The following is a 23,145-nucleotide window of genomic DNA, read 5'->3' as shown; positions in this document are numbered from 1 at the left end:
CTGACAATAGGGAATCAAAGTGATGTTCACCATTGCCAAGCGAATCTCGCGGCGTGCCGCGCAGGCGGGCATCGTGGCAGCCGGTCTTGCGGTCGCTGCCTGCCAACCCACCAGCCTCGGCCGTTCGGGACCCGCCATCGGGCCACAAATTGACCCCAGCCAGCCTGTGCAGGTCGCACTGCTGGTGCCGGGCGGCACCGGGAATGCGGATCTCGACTGGCTCGGGCGTTCGCTGGCCAATTCGGCGCGGATGGCGGCATCTGATGCGCGCGGCGCGCGAATCGACCTGCGCGTCTATACCACCACCCCGGCCGAAGCCTCTGCCGTCGAGGCCGCAGAAAAGGCAGCGGCCGAGGGCGCGAAGATCATCCTAGGTCCGCTGTTTGCCGATTCGGCCAATGCCGTCGGCAATGCGATGAAGGATAATAACCTCAACGTGCTGTCCTTCTCGAACAATGCCGAAATCGCGGGCGGCAACGTCTATGTTTTGGGGAATACTTTCCAGAACGTCGCCGACCGGCTGGTCGGCTATGGCGTCAAGCAAGGCTTGCGGCGCTTCCTGATGGTCTATGAAAACGACCCGGCCGGCCAGATCGGCGCGGGCGCGATCGAAACTGCCATCGCCCAGAACCGCGCCACCCTGACCGGCAAGCAACAGCACGCGCTGTCGCAGGATGGTATCGACGCGATCATCCCGGCAGTTTCCGAGGCGGCAAAATCGGGGCGCATCGACGCCATCTTCATGACTGCCAACCAACAGGCCGTGCTGCCCTATCTGACGGACAAGCTGAATGCCGCCGGTGTCACCTCGGCGCAGACGCAGTTCATGGGCCTGACTCGCTGGGACATCCCGGCCGCGCGGCTGTCGCTGCCAGGTGTCCAGGGCGGCTGGTTTGCACTGCCAGACACCACGCTGCAGGGCGATTTCATCAACCGCTACCGCGGCGCTTACGGCGAAGCACCGCATGACCTCGGCTCGCTGGGTTACGACGGCGTGGCCGCAATCGCCGCGCTTGCCGGCTCGGGCAATAAGAACGCGGTGAACACCATCGGGCTGACCCGCTCGGCCGGCTTTACCGGCGTCAACGGCGTCTTCCGCTTGCGCCCGAACGGCACCAATGAACGCGGCATGTCGATCGCCACGATCAACAATGGCAGGGTCGTCATCATCGACCCCGCCCCGCGCAGCTTCGGCGGCGGCTTCGGGCTCTGACTTGAGCTCCGCCGGCGAAACCCTGCCCCAAAGCGCCCCGGCATTGCCCGGGGCGCATTCGATATTCGATCCTGCAATCTTCCTGCCGGACCTGGATGCAAGGCTGAAATCTGCCCCTGATGCCCGTGCGGTCCGCGCTGAAACGGTGGCCACCCTGCAGGCCGCGCGCACAGCCGCGATGGATGACATCATCGCCGGCTTCGACACCCACCCGCGCGCCGCGCGCGAGACGGTGCGCGCCATTGCCAGCCTGACCGACGCCATCGTCACCACGGTTTACCACGTCGCCACCACCCACCTGCACCCGATCCTTTCGCCCACCGAGGCAGAGCATCTGGCCGTGCTGGCCGTCGGCGGTTACGGCCGGGCCGAAATGGCCCCGCAATCCGATGTCGATCTGCTGTTCCTGACGCCGTACAAGACCTCTGCCTGGGCCGAGAGCGTGGTGGAATCCATGCTATACATGCTGTGGGACCTGAAGCTGAAGGTCGGCCACGCCACCCGCAGCATCGATGACTGCCTGCGACTGGCCGCGCAGGACATGACCATCCGCACCTCGATGGTGGAACATCGCCCGGTTGCGGGCCAGATCTCGCTGGCGGAAACGCTGCGCGACCGGCTGTGGGCCGAGCTGTTCGACCGCACAGTCCCCGAATTCATCGAGGCAAAGCTGACCGAGCGCGACCAGCGTCATACCCGGCAGGGTGGACAGCGCTATGTCCTTGAACCCAACGTCAAGGAAGGCAAGGGCGGGTTGCGCGACCTGCAAACGCTGTACTGGATCGCGAAATACATTCACCGGGTCGAACGCGCCGCGCAGCTGGTCGATCTTGGCTTCTTCTCGCGCGAGGAACACCTGGCCTTCTGGCAGGCCGAGGATTTCCTTTGGGCCGTGCGCTGCCACCTGCACCTGATCGCAGGGCGGCCCGTCGACGTGCTGTCCTTTGACATGCAGGTCGAGGTGGCGCGCCGCATGGGCTATCACGACCGCCCCGGCAGGCGCGGGGTCGAGCTGTTCATGCAGGACTATTTCCGCCATGCCACCCGCGTGGGTGACCTGACCCGCGTCTTCCTGGCCGCGCTGGAAAGTCGCCACGTCTTTCAGCAACCGCTGCTGGAACGCATCTTTCGCCGGCGCAAGAAGATGCGGCCGGGCTTTGCCGAAAACGCCGGGCGCCTGACATTTTCCGATCCCGATACCGCGCTGAAGGACCCGCTGAACATCCTGCGCCTTTATGAAGAGGCGCTGCGCACCGGCATCCTCATCCATCCCGAAGCGATGCGGCAGGTGGCATCGAACCTCGATCTGATCGACGAGGACATGCGCGAAAACCCCGAAGCGGTGCGGATCTTCCTTGACCTGTTGCTGAAACACGGCAACCCGGAACGCGCCCTGCGCCGGATGAACGAATTGGGGGTGCTGTCCGCCTTCATCCCCGAATTCGAACCCATCGTGGCGATGATGCAGTTCAACGTCTACCACCACTACACGGTGGACGAGCATACCATTCAATGCATCGTCGCCCTGTCGGAAATCGAACAGGGCCGTGAGGTCGAGGATCTGCCGATCGCCAGCCGGATCATGGCCGGCGAGATCAACCGGCGGGTGCTGTATCTGGCCACGCTGCTGCACGATATCGGCAAGGGCCGGCCCGAGGATCACTCGATCATCGGGGCCCAGATCGCCCGGCGTGTGACGACACGGCTGGGCTTTTCCCCCGATGAGATCGAGACCGTGGAATGGCTGGTCCGCAACCACCTGCTGATGTCGGATGTGGCGCAGAAGCGCGACATCTCGGACCCCCGGACCATCCGTGACTTCGCCAAGGCGGTGAAATCGCGCCGGCGGCTTGACCTGCTTCTGGTGCTGACCGTTTGCGACATTCGCGGCGTCGGCCCCGGCACCTGGAACAACTGGAAGGCCGTGCTGCTGCGCCAGCTATACGAACAGACCGCCACCGTTCTGGACAGCGGGATGGAGGCATTGAACCGCGATCAACGCCGTGATGAGGCCAAGCGGTCGCTGCGCCATTACCTCGCCGCCCAAGGGTGGGAGGGAAAGGCCATCCGGGCCGAAACCGCGCGCCACTATGCGAATTACTGGCAAGGGCTGCCCACGGAAACGCATGCCGTTTTCGCGCAGCTGCTCAAGGGCATCTCGGACAACGAAATCCGCATCGACCTGCACCCCGATGCCGACCGCGATGCCACGCGGGCGGCTTTTGTACTGTCCGATCATCCGGGCATCTTCTCGCGGCTGGCGGGCGCGCTGGCTTTGGTCGGGGCGAACGTCGTCGATGCGCGCACCTATACCTCGAAAGACGGATTCGCGACCGCCGTATTCTGGGTGCAGGATGCCGAGGGCCACCCCTATGACATCGACCGCCTGCCGCGTCTGTCGAAGATGATCGACCGGACCCTGAAGGGCGAGGTGGTGGCGCGCGACGCCTTTGCCGACAAGGACCAGATGAAGAAGCGCGACCGCGCTTTCAAATTCCCGACCCACATCACCTTCGACAATGAGGGTTCGGAAATCTATACCATCGTCGAGGTCGACACCCGCGACCGTCCGGGCCTGCTTTACGACCTGACCCGGACGCTGGCCGCAAATCACATCCAGATCGCCAGCGCGGTCATCGCGACTTATGGCGCGCAGGTGGTCGACAGCTTCTATGTCAAGGACGCCTTCGGGCTGAAACTGCATCAGGCAGGCCGCCGCGAGACACTGGAAAAAAGGCTGCGTCAGGCAATCCGTGAAGGCGCCGAGCGGGCAGGAGCATAAGCATGAAGAAATCAATGGTGGCCGGGTTCATCTCGGTCGGGCTGTGGACATTTCTGTCCCGCATCACCGGCTTTGTCCGCGACATCCTGATGGCGGCATGGCTGGGCACCGGTCCCGTGGCCGAGGCGTTTCTGGTCGCGCTGTCCCTGCCCAACATGTTCCGCCGCTTTTTCGCAGAAGGGGCCTTTAACACCGCCTTCGTGCCGATGTTTTCCAAGAAACTGGAAGGCGGCGACGACCCGCAGGGCTTTGCGCGCGACGCCTTCGCGGGGCTCAGCTTCGTGCTGATGATCTTTTCTGCACTTGGGATGATCCTGATGCCGGGGCTGGTCTGGCTGATGGCTGCGGGCTTTGTCGGCGATGAACGATTCGATCTGGCGGTCGAATATGGCCGCATCACCTTCCCCTATATCCTGCTGATCTCGCTGGCCTCGATGGTGGGCGGGGTGTTGAACGCGAACCACCGCTTTACCGCCGCCGCCGCCGCCCCGGTGCTGCTGAACCTGCTGTTCATCATCGCCATGTATCTGGGCCGCTGGTTCGGCTGGGATCTGGGCCTGACGCTGGCATGGGCGACGCCGATCACCGGCATCGCGCAACTGGGGCTGGTCTGGTGGGACGCGCATCGCACCGGTTGGACCTTCCTGCCCCGCCGACCGCGCCTGACCCCGGACCTTCGCCGCCTGCTGGCCATCGCCCTGCCCGCCATGTTCGCGGGCGGCGTGGTGCAGATCAACCTGCTGGTCGGTCGTCAGGTCGGGTCGTTCTTCGACGGCGCAATTGCCTGGCTGTCCTATTCCGACCGGCTGTATCAGCTGCCGCTTGGCGTCGTCGGCGCCGCCGTCGCCGTCGTTCTGCTGCCCGAACTCGCCCGCCGTCTGCGGGCCGAGGATCACGAAGGCGGCCAAGCCGCCTTTTCGCGGGCGCTGGAATTCGGGCTGTTCCTGACCCTGCCGGCCGCCTTTGCGATCAGTGTCATCGCCGTTCCCATGGTCTCGACCCTGTTCGAAAGGGGAGAGTTCAGCGCCTTTGACACCCGCCAGACGGCCAATGCCCTGATCGTCTATGCCCTTGGGCTGCCAGCCTTTGTGCTGCAAAAGATCCTGCAACCGCTGTATTTCGCGCGCGAGGACACAAAGACCCCCTTCCGCTACGCCGTCATCTCGATGGTGGTAAATGCCGCCGTGGCCTTTGGGCTGATGGGCGCGGTAGGCTTTCTGGCGGCGGCCATCGGCACCTCGGTTGCGGCGTGGGTAATGGTTGCGCAGCTGTGGCGGGGAACGCGCGGCATGGGCCAGTCGGTGCAGGCCGATGCCCGTGTGCGTCGGACCGCGCCGCGGATCCTGCTTTCCTCGGCTCTGATGGCGGCGGCGCTGTGGTTCATCAATGGCTGGACCGACCGCATCGGCATGGCGCGCCTGCCGGAACTGGCGCTGCTGGTCTTTGGCGGGGCGGCAATCTATTTCACCCTCAGCTTCGCAACCCGCGCCATCACGCTGGCCGACCTGAAGCGGAACGTGAAGCGCTAACCCAGCGTGGCAAGGCCGGGGAAGGTTTCCAGCATCCAGTAAGACAGGGCGGCCATACGTCCGCTGATCAGCATCAGCCCCACGCCGATCAGCAACACGCCCATCACCCGCTCAATCGCTTTCATATGCGGCTTGATGCGGTTCATCAGCCCGATGGCGCGGTTGATGAAGATCGCCGACAGAAGGAACGGGATGCCCAGCCCCAGCGCGTAAACCGCCAGCAGCGCGGTGCCGCGCGTGGCATCGGCATCGGTGGCGGCCAGCGACAGGATCGTGCCCAGCAACGGCCCGATGCAGGGCGTCCAGCCAAAGGCAAAGGCGAGGCCCAGAACGTAGGCCCCAAGCGCCGATCCGCCTTGATCGCCGGTCTCCAGCCGTGCCTCGCGGTCGAGGATCGGGATGCGGAAGACATGCAGGAAATGCAGGCCCATGATGATGACGGCGACGCCGGCGATCCGGGCCAGCCAGACCTGATATTCCAGAAACGCCCGGCCAAGCGCGGATGCCGCGAAGCCCATGACCAGAAACACCGTCGACAGACCCAGCACGAACATCAGCGCCGCCGGCACCGCGCTGCGTTCGCCCGTCTTCAGCCCGTTCACCCCCACCCCGGTCATATAGGCCAGATAGGGCGGCACGATGGGCAGCACGCAGGGCGACAGGAAGGACACAACCCCGGCCAGCAGGGCGACAAAGGCGGCGGGCAGGAAGCTCGCGTCTATCAGATCAATGCCAAACATGCGGAGAGACTAGAGATTTTCGCCGCCCGCGCCAGTGGACAGCCTGTCACAGTGTCGTCAGCCCACCGCGTGCAGGCCCGCTGCATCCAATGCAAAAGGCCCGCCATGTGGCGGGCCTTTGCTGTGCGTGTGCGGGACAGGGTCAGCCGATCGACCACCAGCCGCGCCGCTTGGGCCGTGCCGGGGCGGGTTCGGCCTCTGCCGCGGCAACCGATTCGCCGACCGTTTCCGCCACCCGCTCGGGCTCGGGCTCGGGTTCGGGCGCGGGCACAGCGGCCTCGGCCGAAGGCGCGCTGTCTTCGCTGACGATTTCGGCCTGTTCCACTGCGGCAGCGGTAGCATCCGTTTGGGTTTCAGGCTGATCGGCGACAGGCGCTGACGCGGTATCATCGCCCAACGGGCCGGCCTCGGTTTCCAGCAGCGCATCGGCTGCAACCGGGTCTGCAACAGCCTCGACCACCGTTTCGGCGACCGGGGCGGGTTCTTCCGCCGCGACTGCTTCGGCTACGACCGCTTCCGCCTCGACGGGTTTGCGCCGCGACCGGCTGCGCGAGCGGCTGCGGGTTTTCGGTGCCTCGGGCGCGTCCTCGGCGGGCGCGGCTTCGGCGTCGGTTTCCTCGACCGCCTTCACCATGACCGGCGATTCCGAGGTCTCGTCCTCGTCCTCGCCATTCTGGGCGTCGCGATCCTCGCGGTCCTTGCCACCCCGGCGACGGCGGCGGCGGCGGCGCTTGCCCCGACCCTCGCCGTCGGATTCGCTTTCAGCACGCGCATTGGCCTCGTCATCCGCCTTGATCTCGGCGGCGATTTCGGCCTCCATTTCCTCGGCTTCTTCGACGACGTTTTCGTCCTCGTCGATCTGCGCCATCAGCTGCGCATCGACCGACAGCACCGGGGCGATCACTTCGGGAACGGCACGGGTGGCGGTCTTGAACTTCTCGATCGCGTAATCGGGCGAGGTCAGCGAGGGATCGGCTTCGACCCGCACCGACATGCCGTAACGGCTTTCAATGGTGGCGATATGTTCGCGCTTGGCGTTCATCAGGAAGTTGGCGACGGCGATGGGCGCACGCACCAGCACCTCGCGGCTCCGCTTGCGGGTCCCCTCTTCCTCGATGGCGCGCAGGATGGTCAGCGCAAGGCTGTCATCGGAACGGATCAGGCCCGTGCCGTGGCAATGCGCGCAGGGCTGCGTGGTCGATTCCAGCATCCCCGGACGCAGCCGCTGGCGCGACATCTCCATCAGCCCGAAGCCCGAGATCTTGCCGACCTGGATCCGCGCGCGGTCGGTCTTCAGCTTGTCCTTCAGGCGCTTTTCGACGGCGGCGTTGTTCTTGCGCTCGTCCATGTCGATGAAGTCGATGACGATCAGCCCGGCAAGGTCGCGCAGGCGCAGCTGGCGGGCCACCTCGTCGCAGGCTTCGAGGTTGGTCTTGGTCGCCGTATCCTCGATCGAGCCTTCCTTGGTGGCCCGGCCAGAGTTGACGTCGATGGCCACCAGCGCCTCGGTCACGCCGATGACGATATAGCCGCCCGATTTCAGTTGCACGACCGGGTTGAACATGCCGGCCAGATAGCCCTCGACCTGATAACGCGCAAACAGCGGCATCGGGTCGGTGTAATGCTTCACGTTCTTGGCATGGGACGGCATGATCATCTTCATGAAGTCCTTGGCCACGCGGTAACCGCGATCGCCCTCGACCAGCACCTCGTCAATCTCGCGGCTGTAAAGGTCGCGGATCGTGCGCTTGATCAGATCGCCTTCCTCATAGATCGGCGCCGGCGCGGTGGATGCAAAGGTCAGTTCGCGGATCTGTTCCCACAGCCGCATCAGATATTCATAGTCGCGCTTGATCTCGGTCCGGGTGCGCTGGCTGCCGGCGGTGCGGATGATCAGACCCGCACCCTGCGGCACCTTCAATTCGCCTGCGATGTCTTTCAGCTTCTTGCGGTCGGCGGCATTGGTGATCTTGCGGGAAATCCCGCCGCCGCGCGCGGTGTTGGGCATCAGCACGCAATAACGGCCTGCCAGCGACAGATAGGTGGTCAGTGCCGCGCCCTTGTTGCCGCGTTCCTCCTTGACCACCTGCACCAGCATGATCTGGCGGACCTTGATGACTTCCTGGATCTTGTAGCGGCGCGCACGCGGTTTCTTCGGCGCGCGGATTTCTTCGGTCACGTCCTCGTCGGCGACCGATTCGATGCTGTCATCCTTATCGCCGGCTTCGCGCTCGGCACTATCGTCAGAGGCATCGACCTCGGCCGTTTCCGCCGCAGAGGTGTCGGCTTCAACGGCTTCGGCCTCCTTGGCAGCGACCTCGCCCTCGGCCGCGCCCTCCTCGGCGTGATCGACGACCTCCATCCCCGGAATCTCGTCCGAGGCGACGGTCTCGTCACCCGATTCGACCTTTTCGGCACGGGCCGGACGGCGCGACTTGCGGCCCCCGGATTTTTCGCGCGCGGCTTCCTCGGCGGCGACGGCCTCGGCATAGGCGCGCTCTTCCTCCATCAGGGCCTGACGGTCGGCGGCGGGGATCTGGTAATAATCCGGGTGGATTTCCGCGAAGGCCAGAAAGCCGTGGCGATTGCCGCCATAATCCACGAATGCGGCCTGCAGCGAGGGTTCAACCCGCGTTACCTTGGCCAGATAGATATTGCCCGCAAGCTGGCGCTTGTTGACGGTCTCGAAATCAAATTCCTCGACCTTGGTTCCATCCACCACGACGACGCGGGTTTCTTCCGCATGCGTGGCGTCGATCAGCATTTTCTTTGCCATAGTTGATTCTTTCGCGCAGCCTGACACGCCTGCTTGCGGCAGGACGCTGGTCAGGGCTGCGATATGATGGGGACGCGGGCGCGGCGACGCAGGCGTATGCAGGGGTTGGTCCCCGCAGCAATTCCGCCTTGAAAAGTCGCGCGCGTTGCATCGCGTCTGTTACCTCTTGGCCCCGGCCATGGGCTGAGGGGCAGCGAATGACAGCCCTCGCACTGAATGCGCCGCAGGGCGGTTTTCTTGGCGGATGACGGCCACCTTCAGGCGGGCCAGCCTCCGCTGCGAAACTGATGGCGCGCTCATCCCGGAACGGATCAACCGACAGTTGAATGACCGCGCATATGTTGAACATAAGGGCGGCGGGGCCGAAAGTTCAATGGGAAACTGATTACGCCCGCATGATCGGCGGTCAGTCGAACCAGCAATCCGGGGCGGCATCGCGCCGTCGAGGCACGACGCCGACCAATCACAGATAGTCGCCGCGGCTCAGCCCGTATTTCGCCATCTTCTCATTCAGGGTGCGGCGCGGCAGGCACAATTCGTCCATCACCGCCGCGATGCTGCCCTTGTGGCGGCGCATCGTGTTGTCAATCAGCATCTTTTCGAAGCTTTCGACATATTCCTTCAGCGGCTTGCCCTCGGTCGTGGTGGCCTGGGCCTGATCCTCGTCGCCTTCGGTCATCAGCAGCGAGGTGATCGAGCCGGAACCGCGCCGGTTCTGCAACACAGCGCGTTCCGCCACGTTGATCAGCTGGCGGACGTTACCGGGCCACGGGGCCTGCAACAGCTGCGCCGCTTCCTGCGCGTTCACCTGTGGCGGTTCACAGCCATATTCATCGGCGAACTGTTCGGTCATGCGGGTGAACAGCGCCAGAATATCCTCGCCCCGCGCACGCAAGGGCGGCACGGTGATCTGCAAGGCCGACAGGCGATAGAACAGGTCGGGGCGCAGCAGATCCTCGGGCCGGCGGCCGTCGCCGCGGGCGTTGGAAATGGCGATAATGCGGGTTTCGGCCGGGCTGCCCTGATCGGCGATAAAGCCCAGAAGGCGGGCCTGCAAGGCATCCGGGAGCGCCTCGATATCTTCCAGGCACAGGGTGCCGCCGCGGGCCTCCTCGACCGCGGGGATGCCGTCTTCCATCGGGCCGAACAGCCGAGAGGTCAGCCTGTCGGGATCGAAGGCCGCGCAGGCCACCGGCACGAATTTCTTCGAGGCGCGCGGCCCGACCGCATGCAGCGCATGGGCCACCAGCGTCTTGCCGGTGCCGGTCTCGCCGTCGATCAGCACATGGCCATCGGCCTGACCCAGATCCAGAATATCCTCGCGCAGGCGTTCCATCGCCGCTGACTGGCCGACCAGCTTTGACATCACCTGCTGGCCTTCGGACAGGTCGCGGCGCAGGGCGCGGTTGTCCAGGGTCATGCGGCGCATCTGCGTGGCTTTCTTCGCCAGCTCGGTCATACGGTCGGGCTTGAAGGGCTTTTCCATGAAGTCCATGGCCCCCATCCGCATCGCCTCGACCGCCATCGGCACGTCGCCATGGCCGGTGATCATGATGACCGGCAGCGCGCTGTCGATGCTCATCAGGCGTTTCAGGAAGGCCATGCCATCCATGCCGGGCATGCGGATGTCGCTGATGACCACGCCGGGCCAGTCGCTGCTGATCTCCTTCAGCGCATCCTCGGCCGAGGCGAAGGTGACCGTGTTGAAGCCCGACAGAACCAGCCACTGGCTGATGGATTCGCGCATATCGGGCTCGTCATCAACGATGGCGATTTGGAGCGTCTTGCTCATACTCATTCATTCCTTTTCATTCCGCAGCCAGCGGGGCGTTGGCTCGCCCGCCGTCGGGATCGTAGATCGGCAACGCCATTTCGAATACGGCGCCGCTTCCGTCCTCGGCATTATGCGCGGTCAGGCGACCGCCGAAATCAGCAACGATACCGGACGAGATCGCCAGCCCCAGGCCGGTGCCCTCGCCGGGCTTCTTGGTGGTGAAGAACGGTTCGAAGAGTTTGTCCAGATCACTAACCCCAGGTCCGTTGTCACGCACGGTCACAACGGCTTGAGCCCCGGTTTCGATCCCGATCTCGATACGTGGATCTTTCGCCGTCTTGGTGGCGTCCAACGCATTGCGCAGCAGGTTGATCAGCACCTGTTCCAGCCGGATACGGTCGCAGTAAACCATGACCGGCTTGCGCGGCAGGTTGCGGATGATGCGGACGGGGCGCGCGCGCAGTTGCGGCTCCATCATGGTCAGGGCACTGGACAGGGCAGCGCGCAGATCGACCGGCTCGAACGCCTCACCGCCCTTGCGGGCATAGGATTTCAGCTGCCGGGTGATGGTCCCCATGCGGTCCACCAGATCGTCGATTCGCTGGAAACTGGACAGCGCCTCGTCCGAGCGGCCCCGGTCCAGCAGCAACCGCGCGCCGGCCAGATAGGTCTTCATCGCAGCAAGCGGCTGGTTCAGCTCGTGACTGACACCGGCCGACATCTCGCCCAGTGCCGCCAGTTTTGAAGATTGCTGCACGGTCTGCTCGGCCACCCGCAATTCGCGCTGCACCCGCTCGCGTTCGGCAATCTCGCGGGTCAGGCGCACGTTCAGCGCCCGAAGATCCGCCGATTCGCGCATATAGACGACCGAGCGGCGCTGCGCCCGCCGCGACAGCACATAGAAGATGGAGGCGGCCAGAACGGCGAAGAACGTGGCCTCCATCCCCAACACGGCAAGGACGCGTTCGCGAATGGATTCGTAGGTGGTGAAGTTATACATCCGCCAGCCCCTGAAGGGGATGCGGGTTTCGGTCTGCATCACCGCGCGGCCCTTGATCCAGGCATCGACGGGGGTGTTCGACCAGTCATTGGTGACCTGAAACGCGCGTTCGATCGCCGAGGGCGCAGGCCGGATCGCCAGCGCCTCCTCCAGCGGCAGGCCACGCCAGCGGCCTTCGGTGGTCAGGATCACCTGGCCGGTGGAATCGGTAACGGCAACCGCGTCGCTGATTCCGGCCCAGCTTTGTTCCAGCCGCGTCAGGTCGGTGCCCACCACGATAACCCCCAGCGTGCGGGTGCTGTCGGCGATGGCGCGGGAATAGACGAACTCGAACCCACCACGTTCCGAGGACGCGACCGTAAAGACGGTATCGCGCGCCCGCATGGCATCAACGAAATAAGGCGCGGCAACATAGTTCGTGCCCAGCAGCTGGCGGTCCGTCGCCGCCACTGTCCGCCCCGAGGCATCCAGCAGCCGGATCGAGGCGGCGCCGATATCCTTTTGCGCCGTAATCAGCCGCGCCGAGGTCGTGGCGAAATCGCTGGAGGACAGCGCCGAGATCAGCGCCGGGTCACGCGCCAGCATCATCGGCACCACCGAATTGCGCTGCAGTTCCGATTGCAGCTGCCCGGAATACAGCGTGGCGCGCAGTTCTGCCCGGACGCGGGTGTTTTCGGAAAAGCGTTCCGTCAGCCAGATATTCGTGGCCCAAAGCACCAGCGCCGACAGGCCCAGCAGCAACACCAGCGCCACACGCAGGATCCACGGATTGACGGCGGTATCGCCATCAACCGCGCGCGCCACGCGTGCGGGGCGGTCGTCTTCGGGCGTGTTCAGGTTCAAATGCCGGTTTCCGCTGCGATTGCCGATCAGGACAATCTAGGCAAGCCCGTGCCTTCTGCCAAGAAGCGCGTTGTCACGCCGCCAGCAAGGCACCGGCAAGGCTGGCAAACATGGCCCAGCCATCGGTGCCGCCATGGGACGGGTCAATGGCGCGTTCGGGATGCGGCATCATCCCCAGCACGCGGCGGTTTTCCGACAGCACCCCGGCAATATCCGCCACCGAGCCATTGATCGCCGGCGCATAGCGGAAGGCGATGCGGTCCTGATCGCGCAGCGCGGCAAGACCCTCGGGGTCGATCTGGTAATTGCCGTCATGGTGGGCAACCGGGATTTGCAGGATCTGACCGGCGGCATAGTCGGCGGTGAAGGCGCTGTCAGTGGTGGTGACTTCCAGCCCCACTGGCTTGGCGATAAAGGTCAGCCCGGTATTGCGCATCAGCGCGCCCGGCAGCAGACCCAATTCGGTCAGCACCTGAAAGCCGTTGCAGACGCCCAGCACGAAGCCGCCGCGTTCGGCATGGGCGCGGATCGCCCGCGCGATGGGCGATTGCGCGGCAATGGCACCGCAGCGCAGATAGTCGCCAAAGGAAAACCCGCCCGGCACCGCCACCAGGTCGGTGCCCGCAGGCAGCGCGTCATCCTTGTGCCAGACCTGCGCCACATCGGCGCCCGCCTCGCGCAGGGCCACCCGCAGGTCGCGGTCGCAATTCGATCCGGGGAAGGTGATGACGGCGGCTTTCATGGCGCGGGCTCCGGTCTGGCTGGGAATGTGGGTCAGATAGCGCTTGTCGAGCCTCAGGGAAAGGGGGCGCGGCCCCCTTGGTCGCGTTGCGCCCGTCCCCCGGCGCATTTGGGCGCTCGGGATAGCAGAAAGCCGGGCGTTGGGGCCCGGCTTTCGCGTCTGTCGATCAGGCGAGCGCCTTGTTCAGGTACTCATCGACCTTTTCCAGATAGCCCATGGTCGACAGCCATTTCTGTTCCGGCCCGACCAGCAGCGCCAGATCCTTGGTCATATAGCCGTCTTCCACAGCCTGCACGGTGACCTTTTCCAGCGTCTGCGCGAAGGTCATCAGCGCATCATTCTGGTCCAGCTTGGCGCGGTGCTTCAGCCCGCCGGTCCACGCATAGATCGAAGCGATGGAGTTGGTCGAGGTCTCCTTGCCCTTCTGATGCTCGCGATAGTGGCGGGTCACGGTGCCGTGGGCTGCCTCTGCCTCGACCGTCTGCCCGTCAGGGGTCATCAGCACCGAGGTCATCAGGCCAAGCGAGCCGAAGCCCTGCGCAACGGTATCCGACTGCACGTCACCGTCGTAGTTCTTGCAGGCCCAGACGTAGCCGCCATTCCATTTCAGCGAGCTGGCGACCATGTCGTCGATCAGGCGGTGCTCGTAAGTCAGGCCGGCCTTCTTGAACTTGTCTTCGAATTCTTCGTCGAAGATCTGCTGGAAGATGTCCTTGAAGCGCCCATCATAGGCCTTCATGATCGTGTTCTTCGTCGACAGATACAGCGGATAGTTGCGCTGCAGCGCATAGTTCATCGAGGCGCGGGCGAAATCGCGAATCGAGTCGTCGAGGTTGTACATCGCCATGGTCACGCCAGAGCCGGGCGCCTGGAAGACCTCATGCTCGATCGTCTCGCCATCGTCACCGACGAACTTGATCGTCAGCTTGCCCTTGCCGGGAAAACGGAAATCGGTGGCGCGGTACTGGTCGCCGAATGCGTGACGGCCGACAATGATCGGTTTGGTCCAGTGCGGGACCAGACGGGGCACGTTGCGGGCGATGATCGGCTCGCGGAAGATCACGCCGCCAAGGATGTTGCGGATGGTGCCGTTGGGGCTGCGCCACATCTTCTTCAGGCCGAATTCCTCGACCCGCGCCTCGTCGGGGGTGATGGTGGCGCATTTTACGCCGACGCCATATTCCTTGATCGCGTTGGCCGCGTCGACGGTGATCTGGTCTTCGGTGCGGTCACGCTCTTCGATGCCCAGGTCATAATATTTCAGGTCGACGTCGAGATAAGGCAGGATCAGCTTTTTCTTGATGAAGTCCCAGATGATCCGGGTCATCTCGTCGCCGTCGAGCTCGACGACAGGGTTGGCTACCTTGATCTTCGACATGGGGCATCCCTTCGGTTGGATTTCGATTTGGCGGCGGTATAGCGGCAATCGTTCGGGAAAGGAAGGCGGTATGCCTTCGCATACTGACCCAGACGCTTGCCGCGCCATCCGTTCCGGTCAGTCGAAGAAGGCCTTGACGCGGGGCAGCAGCCAATCCCAGACCGCCGGCAGGCCACGGGCGATCTTGCGACCCGCGCGCTGTTCAAGATCGGCGAAGCTGACATTGTAGTCCCGCCAGCCCGCCCCGCCCGAGGCGATGTTCTGGATCGCCGGCTGGGTCCGGTCCAGCGACTTGGCGAAAACGGCGTCGGGGGTCTGGTTGGCCTCGAACTCTTGCCAAAGCGTCAGGAAGGCCGCGCCCTGCGCGGCAGGCAACAGGCCGAAGATGCGGCGGGCGGCTTCGGCTTCGGCCTGCTGGATCTCGGGCGAGTCGTGCGCCTGCCCACCGGCCGAATGCAACGGCACATCGCCCACGTCGATTTCCACCAGATCATGCAGAATCAGCATCTGGATGACCCGACCCAGATCGACGCCGGGGGCCGCCTGCCCGGCCAGCACCATCGCGTAAAGCGCCAGATGCCAGCTGTGTTCGGCGCTGTTTTCGTGCCGCGAAAGGTCGATCAGGGTGTTGGCCCGCATGACAGATTTCAGCTTATCCGCCTCGGCAAGAAAGGCGAATTGGGCATCAAGATCGGGCTGGGTCATCAGGGCCTCCGTTTTGTGCGGAGTATTAGCCTGCCTGTCCCCACGCCGCCACTTGCATCTGATCCGCACATGAAAAAGGGGCCGCGCGGCCCCCTTCACTTTCCGGTTGCAGCGGCTCAGCCGCTTGATTCGGTGACAGCCACAGCACGGCAAGGATCACCGCAGTGCGATCAGCGCGTGCCCTCGGTCAGACGGCGGCGGACATATGTCTGAACCTTGTCGATCATCGGGTTCATATGCACCTCATCGTCGCGGAAGAAGTGATCCGCACCCTCGATGACATCATGGCTGATGGTGATGCCCTTCTGCTCGCGCAGCTTGGACACCAGACCCTCGGTATCCTTCGGCGGGGCCACCCGGTCGGACGAGCCATTGATGATCAGCCCCGATGCCGGGCACGGCGCGAGGAAGCTGAAGTCATACATGTTGGCCTGCGGCGCGACGCTGATGAACCCGGTGATTTCCGGCCGGCGCATCAGCAGCTGCATCCCGATCCAGGCACCAAAGCTGAAGCCGGCAACCCAGCAATGCTTTGAATTCGGGTTCATCGCCTGCAGATAATCCAGCGCTGCTGCGGCATCCGACAGCTCACCAATGCCCTGATCGAACTCTCCCTGGCTGCGGCCAACGCCACGGAAGTTGAACCGCATGACCGTAAAGCCGATCTTGTGGAAGGCGTAATGCAGGTTATAGACGACGCGGTTGTTCATCGTCCCGCCATATTGCGGATGCGGGTGCAGGATGAGGGCGATGGGCGCATCGGGCTTGGGCTGGGCGTGATAGCGGCCTTCAAGGCGGCCATCGGGGCCGGCAAAGATCAGTTCGGGCATGGGATCCTTCGCGAAACGGTTTTCTTGACGCAAGCAAGGGCGACAACTATTCCAAGCCCGGTAGATGTGGGCCAGGACCGGCCTGCGCAAGGGCTGCCGGGACCGGGGCAGTTAGCCCAAGCCCCGCGCGTTCGTCAATCTTTACCGGGTGCCGCCACCGCCACACCCGACTTCAGCGCGAGGGGAAATCGCATGAAACTTTCCACCAAGGGCCGCTATGGCATGGTGGCCCTGGTCGATCTGGCACTGCAGCCGGCCGGTTCACTGACTTCGCTGGCCGACATCGCCGAACGGCAGGATGTCTCGCTGCCCTATCTCGAACAGCTTTTCGTTCGACTCCGCCGGGCCGGACTGGTCGAATCCGCACGCGGACCGGGCGGCGGCTACAAGCTGTCGCGCCCCGCGACCGAGATCCGCGTGGCCGACGTGCTGGCCGCGGTCGACGAAACCGTCAGCGCGCTGCATATCGGGGCCGGCGCGTCGGGCGGGGTGTCGGGATCACGGGCGCAGACGCTGTCGAACCGGCTGTGGCAAAGCCTTTCTGCCCATGTATATGTCTTCCTGCACAATGCGACGCTGGCAGATGTCGCCCATAACCGCCTTCTGCCCTGCCCGGCGGTGCCCGATATCCTGTCGGTGGTGGACGATCAGTCCTGATTGACGGGCCCGGCGCAGCAAGCTGGCCGTCGCCGCAAGCGCGATACAGGAAACGGTCCCTCGGACAGACCTCGACCTTACAAGAATTTCCTTATCCAGCCAGACCCCCTGCCGCAAATGCGGAAATTGTTCTAGAACTGCGGATTGAATCACTCTGGCCGGGACAATATGCCGCCGCAGCTGGACTTCAATGACGGGCCGCCATGCCCTAGATGACGCAGGATCGCTTATGACACTGGATATCGCCGTGAACGACGCCGCCCCCGCCCCGAATCGTGAAAAGCCGACCCTGCCCGACGCGCAGACGGTCACCGCCGTCAAACACTGGACCGACCGGCTGTTTTCCTTCCGGGTGACCCGTCCCGCCAGCCTGCGCTTCCGCTCGGGCGAATTCGTGATGATCGGGCTGCCGGGCGATAACGGCAAGCCGATCCTGCGCGCCTATTCCATCGCCTCGCCCAACTGGGACGAGGAACTGGAATTCTACTCGATCAAGGTGCCGCACGGGCCGCTGACCTCGAAGCTGCAGCATATCAAGGAAGGCGATCAGATCATCCTGCGCCCGAAGCCTGTCGGCACGCTGGTGCTGGATGCACTGCTGCCCGGGAAACGGCTGTGGTTCCTGGCCACCGGCACCGGGCTTGCCCCCTTTGCCTCACTGATGCGCGATCCTGAAACGTTCGAGCGTTACGAACAGGTCATCATGATGCATACCTGCCGCACCGCAGATGAACTGAACTATGGCCGCGAGCTGGTCGAAAACCTGCGCAACGACGAACTGCTGACCGAACTTTACGGCGACAGCTTCGCCGAGCGTCTGCTGTATTACCCCACCACCACGCGCGAGGAATCGCCGCTGATGGGCCGGATCACTGACAACATGACCTCGGGCAAGGTATGCGCCGATCTGGGCTTGCCGCCGATCAACGCGCAGGAAGACCGCGCCATGATCTGCGGCAGCCTGGCCTTCAACGTCGACGTCAAGGCGGTGCTGGAAGGCTTCGGCCTGCACGAAGGCGCAAATTCCGAACCCCGTGAATTCGTGGTCGAGAAGGCCTTCGTCGGCGAGGGGATTTGATCCCCCGCGCGGCGGCCCGGCAAGCCATGTGCTTTATCTGCTGATCGAAATGCCGCTGCTGCGGTTGTTGAGGCGAAAGCCCGCGGCCCCGCCCGCATAGGGGCCTTGCCCCTCTGGCCTGCGGCCATTCACCCCAGGATATTTATCCCAGAATGAAATACGCTTTCGCTCTGGCCGAAATATCCTCGGGGGAGTCCGAAGGACGGGGGCAGACAGCCCCCACCCTTTTGGCGCGGTCCTTTAGAAAAACGCCTGCAGTCCGGTAATTGCACGGCCGAGGATCAGGGCATGGACGTCATGCGTGCCCTCATAGGTGTTCACCGTTTCCAAGTTCACCATGTGGCGCATGACCTGGAATTCCTCGGAAATGCCGTTGCCGCCATGCATGTCGCGCGCCCAGCGAGCAATTTCCAGCGCCTTGCCGCAATTGTTGCGCTTGACGATCGAAATCATCTCGGGCGCGGCCTTGGCTTCGTCCAGCAGCCGGCCGACACGCAGACTGCCCTGCATGCCCAGGGCGATCTCGGTCATCATATTGGCCAGCTTCAACTGATGCAGCTGGGTCTGGGCCAGCGGCTTGCCGAACTGGTGGCGGTCCAGGCCGTATTGGCGGGCGGCGTGCAGGCAGAACTCGGCCGCACCCAACGCCCCCCAGCTGATCCCATAGCGCGCACGGTTCAGACATCCGAACGGACCTTTCAGACCTTCGACATTCGGCAGCAGGGCGTCTTCGCCGACCTCGACATCGTCCATGACGATCTCGCCAGTGATGGAGGCACGCAAGCTCAGCTTGCCGCCCACTTTCGGCGCCGAAAGCCCCTTCATGCCCTTTTCCAGAACAAAGCCGCGGATCTTGCCACCATGGGCTTCGGATTTGGCCCAGACGACGAAGACATCGGCGATGGGCGAGTTCGAGATCCACATCTTGGACCCGTTCAGCACATAGCCATCCGCGGTCTTCTTCGCCCGCGTCTTCATGCCCGCCGGGTCCGAACCGGCATCGGGTTCGGTCAGGCCGAAGCAACCGATCCATTCACCGGATGCCAGTTTCGGCAGATATTTCTGGCGCTGCTCCTCCGAGCCATAGGCATAGATCGGGTACATCACCAGCGAGCTTTGCACCGACATCATGCTGCGATAGCCGCTGTCGACGCGTTCGACCTCGCGCGCGACCAGACCGTAGGCCACGTAGGATGCGCCGATGCCGCCGTATTCTTCAGGCACGGTGACGCCCAGAAGGCCCATCTCGCCCATTTCGCGGAAGATCTCGGGGTCGGTCTGTTCGTCGCGGAACGCGTCGATCACGCGCGGTTGCAGCTTGTCCTGGGCATAGGCGCGGGCGGCGTCGCGGATGGCGCGCTCTTCCTCGGTCAGCTGGTCTTCCAGCCGGAACGGATCTTCCCAGTCGAAACGGCCCAGATCCGGGGCATCCTTCGGTTTCAGTGCCATTTTCGGCCTCCCTTCCGTTATGTCTGTCAGGGGATAGGACGGCGCGCACGGTCGCGCAAGCGTTACGGCCCGTGCAGCCCCGAATATGGAACGATGAACCGTTCCGTCCGTTATGCTGCCGACAGAAAATCAGACCGGGAGAGGATCACATGCCCCGTTTCACGGCCAATTCTACCGCCCTTGCGGCACTGCTTTCGTTGGGTTTAGGCGTGCCCGCAGCGGCGGAGATCGTGCTGCCGGATGATGCCGCGAAGACCCGCGGCGCCGAACGGGCCGAGAGTCTGCCCGGGCTGAGCGCGCTGCTGACGGCGGAACGCGCCGCTGGTTTGCAAAACGCAGACCTTTCCTGCCTGGACGGCTCTGCCCGGCCCTGCGCGGATGACATGCCGCTGGTGACGCCCGCCGGCGTCGCCGTGCAGCTCAGCGAAGGCGGCGAGATCATTCTGGCCCCGACGGCGCAGCAGCCCTTCCGCATCACCAACGGGCAGCCCGTGGTGCGCGACAGTGATTTCAGCGCCCTGGCCGAAGCGCGGCTGGCCGATGCAACAGCACAGGCGGCACAGCTGCTGGGCGAAGCTCCGACCGCCGAGGATGAGACGAGCGAGGCAGCCGATGCCAGCGCAACCGATGAAGTAACCGATCAGGCCGAAGCGGTGAACGAGACCGAGACGGCTGAAGCGCCTGCGAAGCTGGAAGAACCCGCCGCCGAGGCAGCAACTGAGGAGCAGGCCGAAACTGCCCCCACAGAGGCCGCAGAGGCCGCACCGGAAGCCGAGCCGCCGGCAGAGGTTGAGACAGCCGAGGCACAGCCCGCCGACGCAGAGGACCAGCCGGAAGCCGATGCACTGGCGGAAAAGCTGACCGAGGCGAAGGAAAAGGCAGAGGCCGCCCTCAGTACCGAGGCGGATCCGGCGCAGGATGAACTGGCCAAGCAACTGGCTGCTGCAGCGGCTGGCGAACAGCCGGCCGCCGCACTGGTGGCGACCGAGGACAGCCATGCCGGCGATGAGCCGCGCATGTCAGCCGCCGAAATCGAAGAACGGCTACCGAACCGGGTCGCCGCGATGCCGGGTCTGAACGCGGTCCTTCAGGCAGAAATCGCCGACGGCCTGACGGCGGACGGCTTGGCCTGCATCGACGGCACCCCCCGCCCCTGCGCCGAGGACGTGGCCCTCGTCAGCCCCAAAGGCGTGGCGGTAAATGTGGGGCCTGAAGGCCAGATCATCATCGGCCAGCTTGGCCAGCAGCAATATACCGTCGGCGAGGATGGCAAGCTGCGCGCCCGTGGCTCAAACACCGCCGCGGCGAAGGAAGCGGCCGAGGGTGCCAAGCCCAAGGCGGCAGCGCTGGATGACAGCGACGCGGCAGATGCCGAGGTGGTGACCGAGACGCTGACCGAGGACAGCGTGCGCAGCTCGGATCAGGATTTCGAAACTAAGATCGCCGATGCGATCAAGACGGCCAACGCCCTGCAGGGCTCGGGTGACAGTGGGGATGATGGCGGCAGCGATCTGGCCAGCATCGCATTGGCGGGCCTTGGTGCGCTGGCGGTGGGCGAGATCCTGCAAGGCAATCGCGAGGTGGCGCTGAACACCGGCGACCGGGTCATCGTCACCCGCAACGATGGCAGCCAGCAGGTGCTGAAGGATGACAACATGCTGCTGCGTCAGCCCGGCAACGAGCTGCGGACGGAAAACTATGCCGACGGCTCGTCGCGTACCGTGGTCGTGCGGCCCGATGGTTCGCAGATCATCACCATTCGCGGCGCCGATCTGGGCGTGCTGCGCCGGATCCATGTCGCGGCGGACGGGACCGAAACCGTGCTGATCGACGAAGCGGTCGAGGTGCCGCCGGTGCAGGTCTCGGATCTGCCGCCTGCGCCGAAGCCGGAGGCCACAGCACCCACGACCGAGGCCGCGCTGCGCGAGGCACTGGCGCGCGAGGCCGCCGTCAACCGCCACTTTACACTGGGCCAGATCCGATCGATCCCCGAGGTGCGCAATCTGGTTGCCCCGGTCGATATCGACGCGATCACCTTCGACACCGGTTCAGCCGCAATCAACCCCGATCAGGCGCGCCAGCTGGCGACGCTGGGCACGGTGCTGGAAGACGCCATCAAGACCAATCCGCGCGAGGTCTTCCTGATCGAAGGCCATACAGATGCGGTGGGTTCAGCCACCTATAATCTGGCCCTGTCGGACCGGCGCGCGGAATCGGTGGCGCTGGCACTGGCGGAGTATTTCGACGTGCCCCCGGAAAACATGGTCGTGCAGGGCTATGGCGAGGAATACCTGAAGGTCCCGGTCCTGACCGACGAACGCGACAACCGCCGCGCCTCGGTCCGCCGGATCACGGATCTGCTGGCTGCAGCGCAGTAGGAACTCAGCAGCGCGAAAGCACAATGGCCCGGCATTTTTGCCGGGCCGTTTTTTTGTCCGCCTTTTTGTCCACGAATGACCGCCCTTTCGGGCGGGTCCGGCCAGGCACGCTTCGACCGGCGAAATTCAGCTGGCCTGATGCGGCAGCAGCACTATCATGCAGTGGTCGAGAGGGTGGAGGGGGCAAATGGAAAACCGGCTAAACATCGTTCTGGGCGGGCATGCGGAAAATGCCATGATACGGCGCTTTGACGAAACGGTCATGCCCGAACGCAATATCAGCCAGCACCCCTACTATGTCGCATTGAACAGGTTCGTCGATCCGCCCAGCTTCGGCTGCGCCGACACCTTCCTGGCAATCTCGGCCGCGACTTTGGTTCCCAGCGCCGATTGGAACATGCCTTACGGCAATGACTACGGCAGCTTCAAAGTGGCCGATTTCGGTATCCGCGATTCGCGCCCGGATGGCCATTCCGACATTCGCCAGTTCGCCGGCCTTTTGCTGCAAAACAACGCGCTGTCCCCGACCAGCCTCGCCCGCGCGGGCCGACTGGACTTTGCGCATTATCCGCCCGAATTGCAGGCAGAACTGGCGAAAGATCACAGCGACTATGTAGAAAATGCGCGGCTGATGTATCTTGACCGGCTGCTGTCTCAGGTCGAGACGGCGCAGCGCGAGCAGGCAAAGCTGGTCCTGCCCGAGGCCGATATCGCCGTACTCAAGGACGTCGTGTCCTTCGTTGCCCGTACGTTCTGCCCCGCACCAATCGATCTGCCCGACATGACCGGCATTGACCCGCTGCGCTATGAACCCATCGGGGCGCTGATCCGCTTTCAGGCAACTGACGCCGACGAATTGCTGGCTGTACGGAAGGACCGGACAGTCGCCGACTATTCCAAGCAGATCGGCGAAATTCTGTCCTCTGCCCCCAGCAAGGATGCAGAGCGGCAGCTGCTTCAAGCCATGGCTGGGGCGTGCCAACGACGTCAGGGCGACCTGAAGGCGAGGCGCGCCTATGAAATCGGTGGCTGGTTATTGCGGCCACTGCACTACATCCCCGTCATTTCGCAGGCAATCACCGTCGCCGAGGATATCCGCGACCTGCTGTTGTCCTGGGTGACGGGGCATCAGAAAAAACGCAACGACTGGTACCTGATCGGGACGCGGATGCACGAAGTCTCGACCGAGGACTATTTAAGGAGCAAGCACAATCAGCTCTGATCCGGCTGCGGCAACCCAAGGACGAAAACTGATCTGCGTATGATACCAT

General features: G+C 64.1%; 16 protein-coding genes. 7 read left to right on the top strand and 9 right to left on the bottom strand.

Features of this window, described 5'->3' with window-relative positions:
* Positions 1 to 22: 22 nt before the first annotated feature.
* From G7044_RS13235 to murJ, 3 genes are read left to right on the top strand one after another with little or no spacing between them, the layout of a single operon-like run.
* Entirely contained in the window at positions 23 to 1,213 is a 1,191-nt protein-coding gene (locus G7044_RS13235; RefSeq protein ID WP_166329888.1) for a penicillin-binding protein activator, read from the top strand.
* Complete coding sequence (locus G7044_RS13230) at positions 1,152 to 3,995, top strand: [protein-PII] uridylyltransferase (RefSeq protein WP_166329627.1); 2,844 nt, start codon at positions 1,152 to 1,154, stop codon at positions 3,993 to 3,995. The genes G7044_RS13235 and G7044_RS13230 overlap by 62 nt, the downstream gene beginning before the upstream one ends.
* A 2-nt stretch (positions 3,996 to 3,997) precedes the next feature.
* On the top strand, positions 3,998 to 5,524 hold the full coding sequence (murJ, locus tag G7044_RS13225) for a murein biosynthesis integral membrane protein MurJ (protein WP_166329625.1): 1,527 nt from the start codon (positions 3,998 to 4,000) through the stop codon (positions 5,522 to 5,524).
* On the opposite strand, the gene G7044_RS13220 is transcribed toward murJ, so the two are convergent.
* From G7044_RS13220 to G7044_RS13185, 8 genes are all read right to left on the bottom strand, one after another.
* Positions 5,521 to 6,264: a cytochrome c biogenesis CcdA family protein gene (locus G7044_RS13220; RefSeq protein WP_166329623.1), complete on the bottom strand. Its 744-nt coding sequence runs from the start codon at positions 6,262 to 6,264 to the stop codon at positions 5,521 to 5,523. The two genes, murJ and G7044_RS13220, sit on opposite strands and share 4 nt — an antisense overlap.
* 142 nt (positions 6,265 to 6,406) lie before the next feature.
* Positions 6,407 to 9,040: an Rne/Rng family ribonuclease gene (locus G7044_RS13215; protein ID WP_166329621.1), complete on the bottom strand. Its 2,634-nt coding sequence runs from the start codon at positions 9,038 to 9,040 to the stop codon at positions 6,407 to 6,409.
* A 463-nt stretch (positions 9,041 to 9,503) separates the two neighbouring features.
* A complete protein-coding gene (locus G7044_RS13210; RefSeq protein ID WP_166329619.1) occupies positions 9,504 to 10,832 on the bottom strand; it encodes a sigma-54-dependent transcriptional regulator in 1,329 nt (442 codons plus the stop codon).
* Between the two features lie 16 nt (positions 10,833 to 10,848).
* Positions 10,849 to 12,618 (bottom strand): sensor histidine kinase, encoded by a 1,770-nt coding sequence (locus G7044_RS13205; protein WP_407947410.1) that lies wholly within the window; start codon positions 12,616 to 12,618, stop codon positions 10,849 to 10,851.
* A gap of 112 nt (positions 12,619 to 12,730) precedes the next feature.
* The gene (gene purQ / locus G7044_RS13200; protein ID WP_166329617.1) at positions 12,731 to 13,399 is read right to left on the bottom strand and encodes a phosphoribosylformylglycinamidine synthase subunit PurQ; all 669 of its coding nucleotides are present in this window, start codon (positions 13,397 to 13,399) and stop codon (positions 12,731 to 12,733) included.
* A 166-nt stretch (positions 13,400 to 13,565) separates the two neighbouring features.
* Positions 13,566 to 14,777, bottom strand: coding sequence for an NADP-dependent isocitrate dehydrogenase (locus tag G7044_RS13195; RefSeq protein ID WP_166329615.1), 1,212 nt, complete (start codon positions 14,775 to 14,777; stop codon positions 13,566 to 13,568).
* Between the two features lie 117 nt (positions 14,778 to 14,894).
* Positions 14,895 to 15,482 (bottom strand): HD domain-containing protein, encoded by a 588-nt coding sequence (locus G7044_RS13190; RefSeq protein WP_166329613.1) that lies wholly within the window; start codon positions 15,480 to 15,482, stop codon positions 14,895 to 14,897.
* A gap of 170 nt (positions 15,483 to 15,652) precedes the next feature.
* Positions 15,653 to 16,312 (bottom strand): alpha/beta hydrolase, encoded by a 660-nt coding sequence (locus tag G7044_RS13185; protein WP_166329611.1) that lies wholly within the window; start codon positions 16,310 to 16,312, stop codon positions 15,653 to 15,655.
* A 192-nt stretch (positions 16,313 to 16,504) separates the two neighbouring features.
* Between G7044_RS13185 and iscR the strand changes: the two genes are divergently transcribed.
* The gene (gene iscR / locus G7044_RS13180; RefSeq protein ID WP_166329609.1) at positions 16,505 to 16,969 is read left to right on the top strand and encodes a Fe-S cluster assembly transcriptional regulator IscR; all 465 of its coding nucleotides are present in this window, start codon (positions 16,505 to 16,507) and stop codon (positions 16,967 to 16,969) included.
* 229 nt (positions 16,970 to 17,198) lie between these two features.
* On the top strand, positions 17,199 to 18,047 hold the full coding sequence (locus G7044_RS13175; protein ID WP_166329607.1) for a ferredoxin--NADP reductase: 849 nt from the start codon (positions 17,199 to 17,201) through the stop codon (positions 18,045 to 18,047).
* A 240-nt stretch (positions 18,048 to 18,287) separates the two neighbouring features.
* Here the strand turns inward: G7044_RS13175 and G7044_RS13170 are convergent, their stop codons facing one another.
* A complete protein-coding gene (locus tag G7044_RS13170; protein WP_166329605.1) occupies positions 18,288 to 19,496 on the bottom strand; it encodes an acyl-CoA dehydrogenase in 1,209 nt (402 codons plus the stop codon).
* 149 nt (positions 19,497 to 19,645) lie between these two features.
* Here G7044_RS13170 and G7044_RS13165 point away from each other — a divergent pair, with 149 nt between their 5' ends.
* Both G7044_RS13165 and G7044_RS13160 read left to right on the top strand, forming a co-directional pair.
* Complete coding sequence (locus tag G7044_RS13165) at positions 19,646 to 21,874, top strand: OmpA family protein (protein ID WP_166329603.1); 2,229 nt, start codon at positions 19,646 to 19,648, stop codon at positions 21,872 to 21,874.
* 187 nt (positions 21,875 to 22,061) lie between these two features.
* Positions 22,062 to 23,096, top strand: coding sequence for a hypothetical protein (locus G7044_RS13160; RefSeq protein WP_166329601.1), 1,035 nt, complete (start codon positions 22,062 to 22,064; stop codon positions 23,094 to 23,096).
* Positions 23,097 to 23,145 lie beyond the last annotated feature (49 nt).

Source organism: Paracoccus xiamenensis (assembly GCF_011308835.1).
Lineage (GTDB): Bacteria > Pseudomonadota > Alphaproteobacteria > Rhodobacterales > Rhodobacteraceae > Paracoccus > Paracoccus xiamenensis.
Note: the sequence above shows the minus strand (reverse complement) of the source record. Positions and strands in the feature narration are given on the sequence as shown.

Bases quoted from the DNA above. Each gene is read 5' to 3' on its own strand.
- G7044_RS13210 (WP_166329619.1), bottom strand. From the start codon at position 10,832: ATGAGCAAGACGCTCCAAATCGCCATCGTTGATGACGAGCCCGATATG.
- G7044_RS13235 (WP_166329888.1), top strand. From the start codon at position 23: ATGTTCACCATTGCCAAGCGAATCTCGCGGCGTGCCGCGCAGGCGGGC.
- G7044_RS13220 (WP_166329623.1), bottom strand. From the start codon at position 6,264: ATGTTTGGCATTGATCTGATAGACGCGAGCTTCCTGCCCGCCGCCTTT.
- G7044_RS13215 (WP_166329621.1), bottom strand. From the start codon at position 9,040: ATGGCAAAGAAAATGCTGATCGACGCCACGCATGCGGAAGAAACCCGC.
- G7044_RS13175 (WP_166329607.1), top strand. From the start codon at position 17,199: ATGACACTGGATATCGCCGTGAACGACGCCGCCCCCGCCCCGAATCGT.
- murJ (WP_166329625.1), top strand. From the start codon at position 3,998: ATGAAGAAATCAATGGTGGCCGGGTTCATCTCGGTCGGGCTGTGGACA.
- G7044_RS13170 (WP_166329605.1), bottom strand. From the start codon at position 19,496: ATGGCACTGAAACCGAAGGATGCCCCGGATCTGGGCCGTTTCGACTGG.
- G7044_RS13185 (WP_166329611.1), bottom strand. From the start codon at position 16,312: ATGCCCGAACTGATCTTTGCCGGCCCCGATGGCCGCCTTGAAGGCCGC.
- purQ (WP_166329617.1), bottom strand. From the start codon at position 13,399: ATGAAAGCCGCCGTCATCACCTTCCCCGGATCGAATTGCGACCGCGAC.
- G7044_RS13160 (WP_166329601.1), top strand. From the start codon at position 22,062: ATGGAAAACCGGCTAAACATCGTTCTGGGCGGGCATGCGGAAAATGCC.
- iscR (WP_166329609.1), top strand. From the start codon at position 16,505: ATGAAACTTTCCACCAAGGGCCGCTATGGCATGGTGGCCCTGGTCGAT.
- G7044_RS13195 (WP_166329615.1), bottom strand. From the start codon at position 14,777: ATGTCGAAGATCAAGGTAGCCAACCCTGTCGTCGAGCTCGACGGCGAC.
- G7044_RS13230 (WP_166329627.1), top strand. From the start codon at position 1,152: ATGGCAGGGTCGTCATCATCGACCCCGCCCCGCGCAGCTTCGGCGGCG.
- G7044_RS13190 (WP_166329613.1), bottom strand. From the start codon at position 15,482: ATGACCCAGCCCGATCTTGATGCCCAATTCGCCTTTCTTGCCGAGGCG.
- G7044_RS13165 (WP_166329603.1), top strand. From the start codon at position 19,646: ATGCCCCGTTTCACGGCCAATTCTACCGCCCTTGCGGCACTGCTTTCG.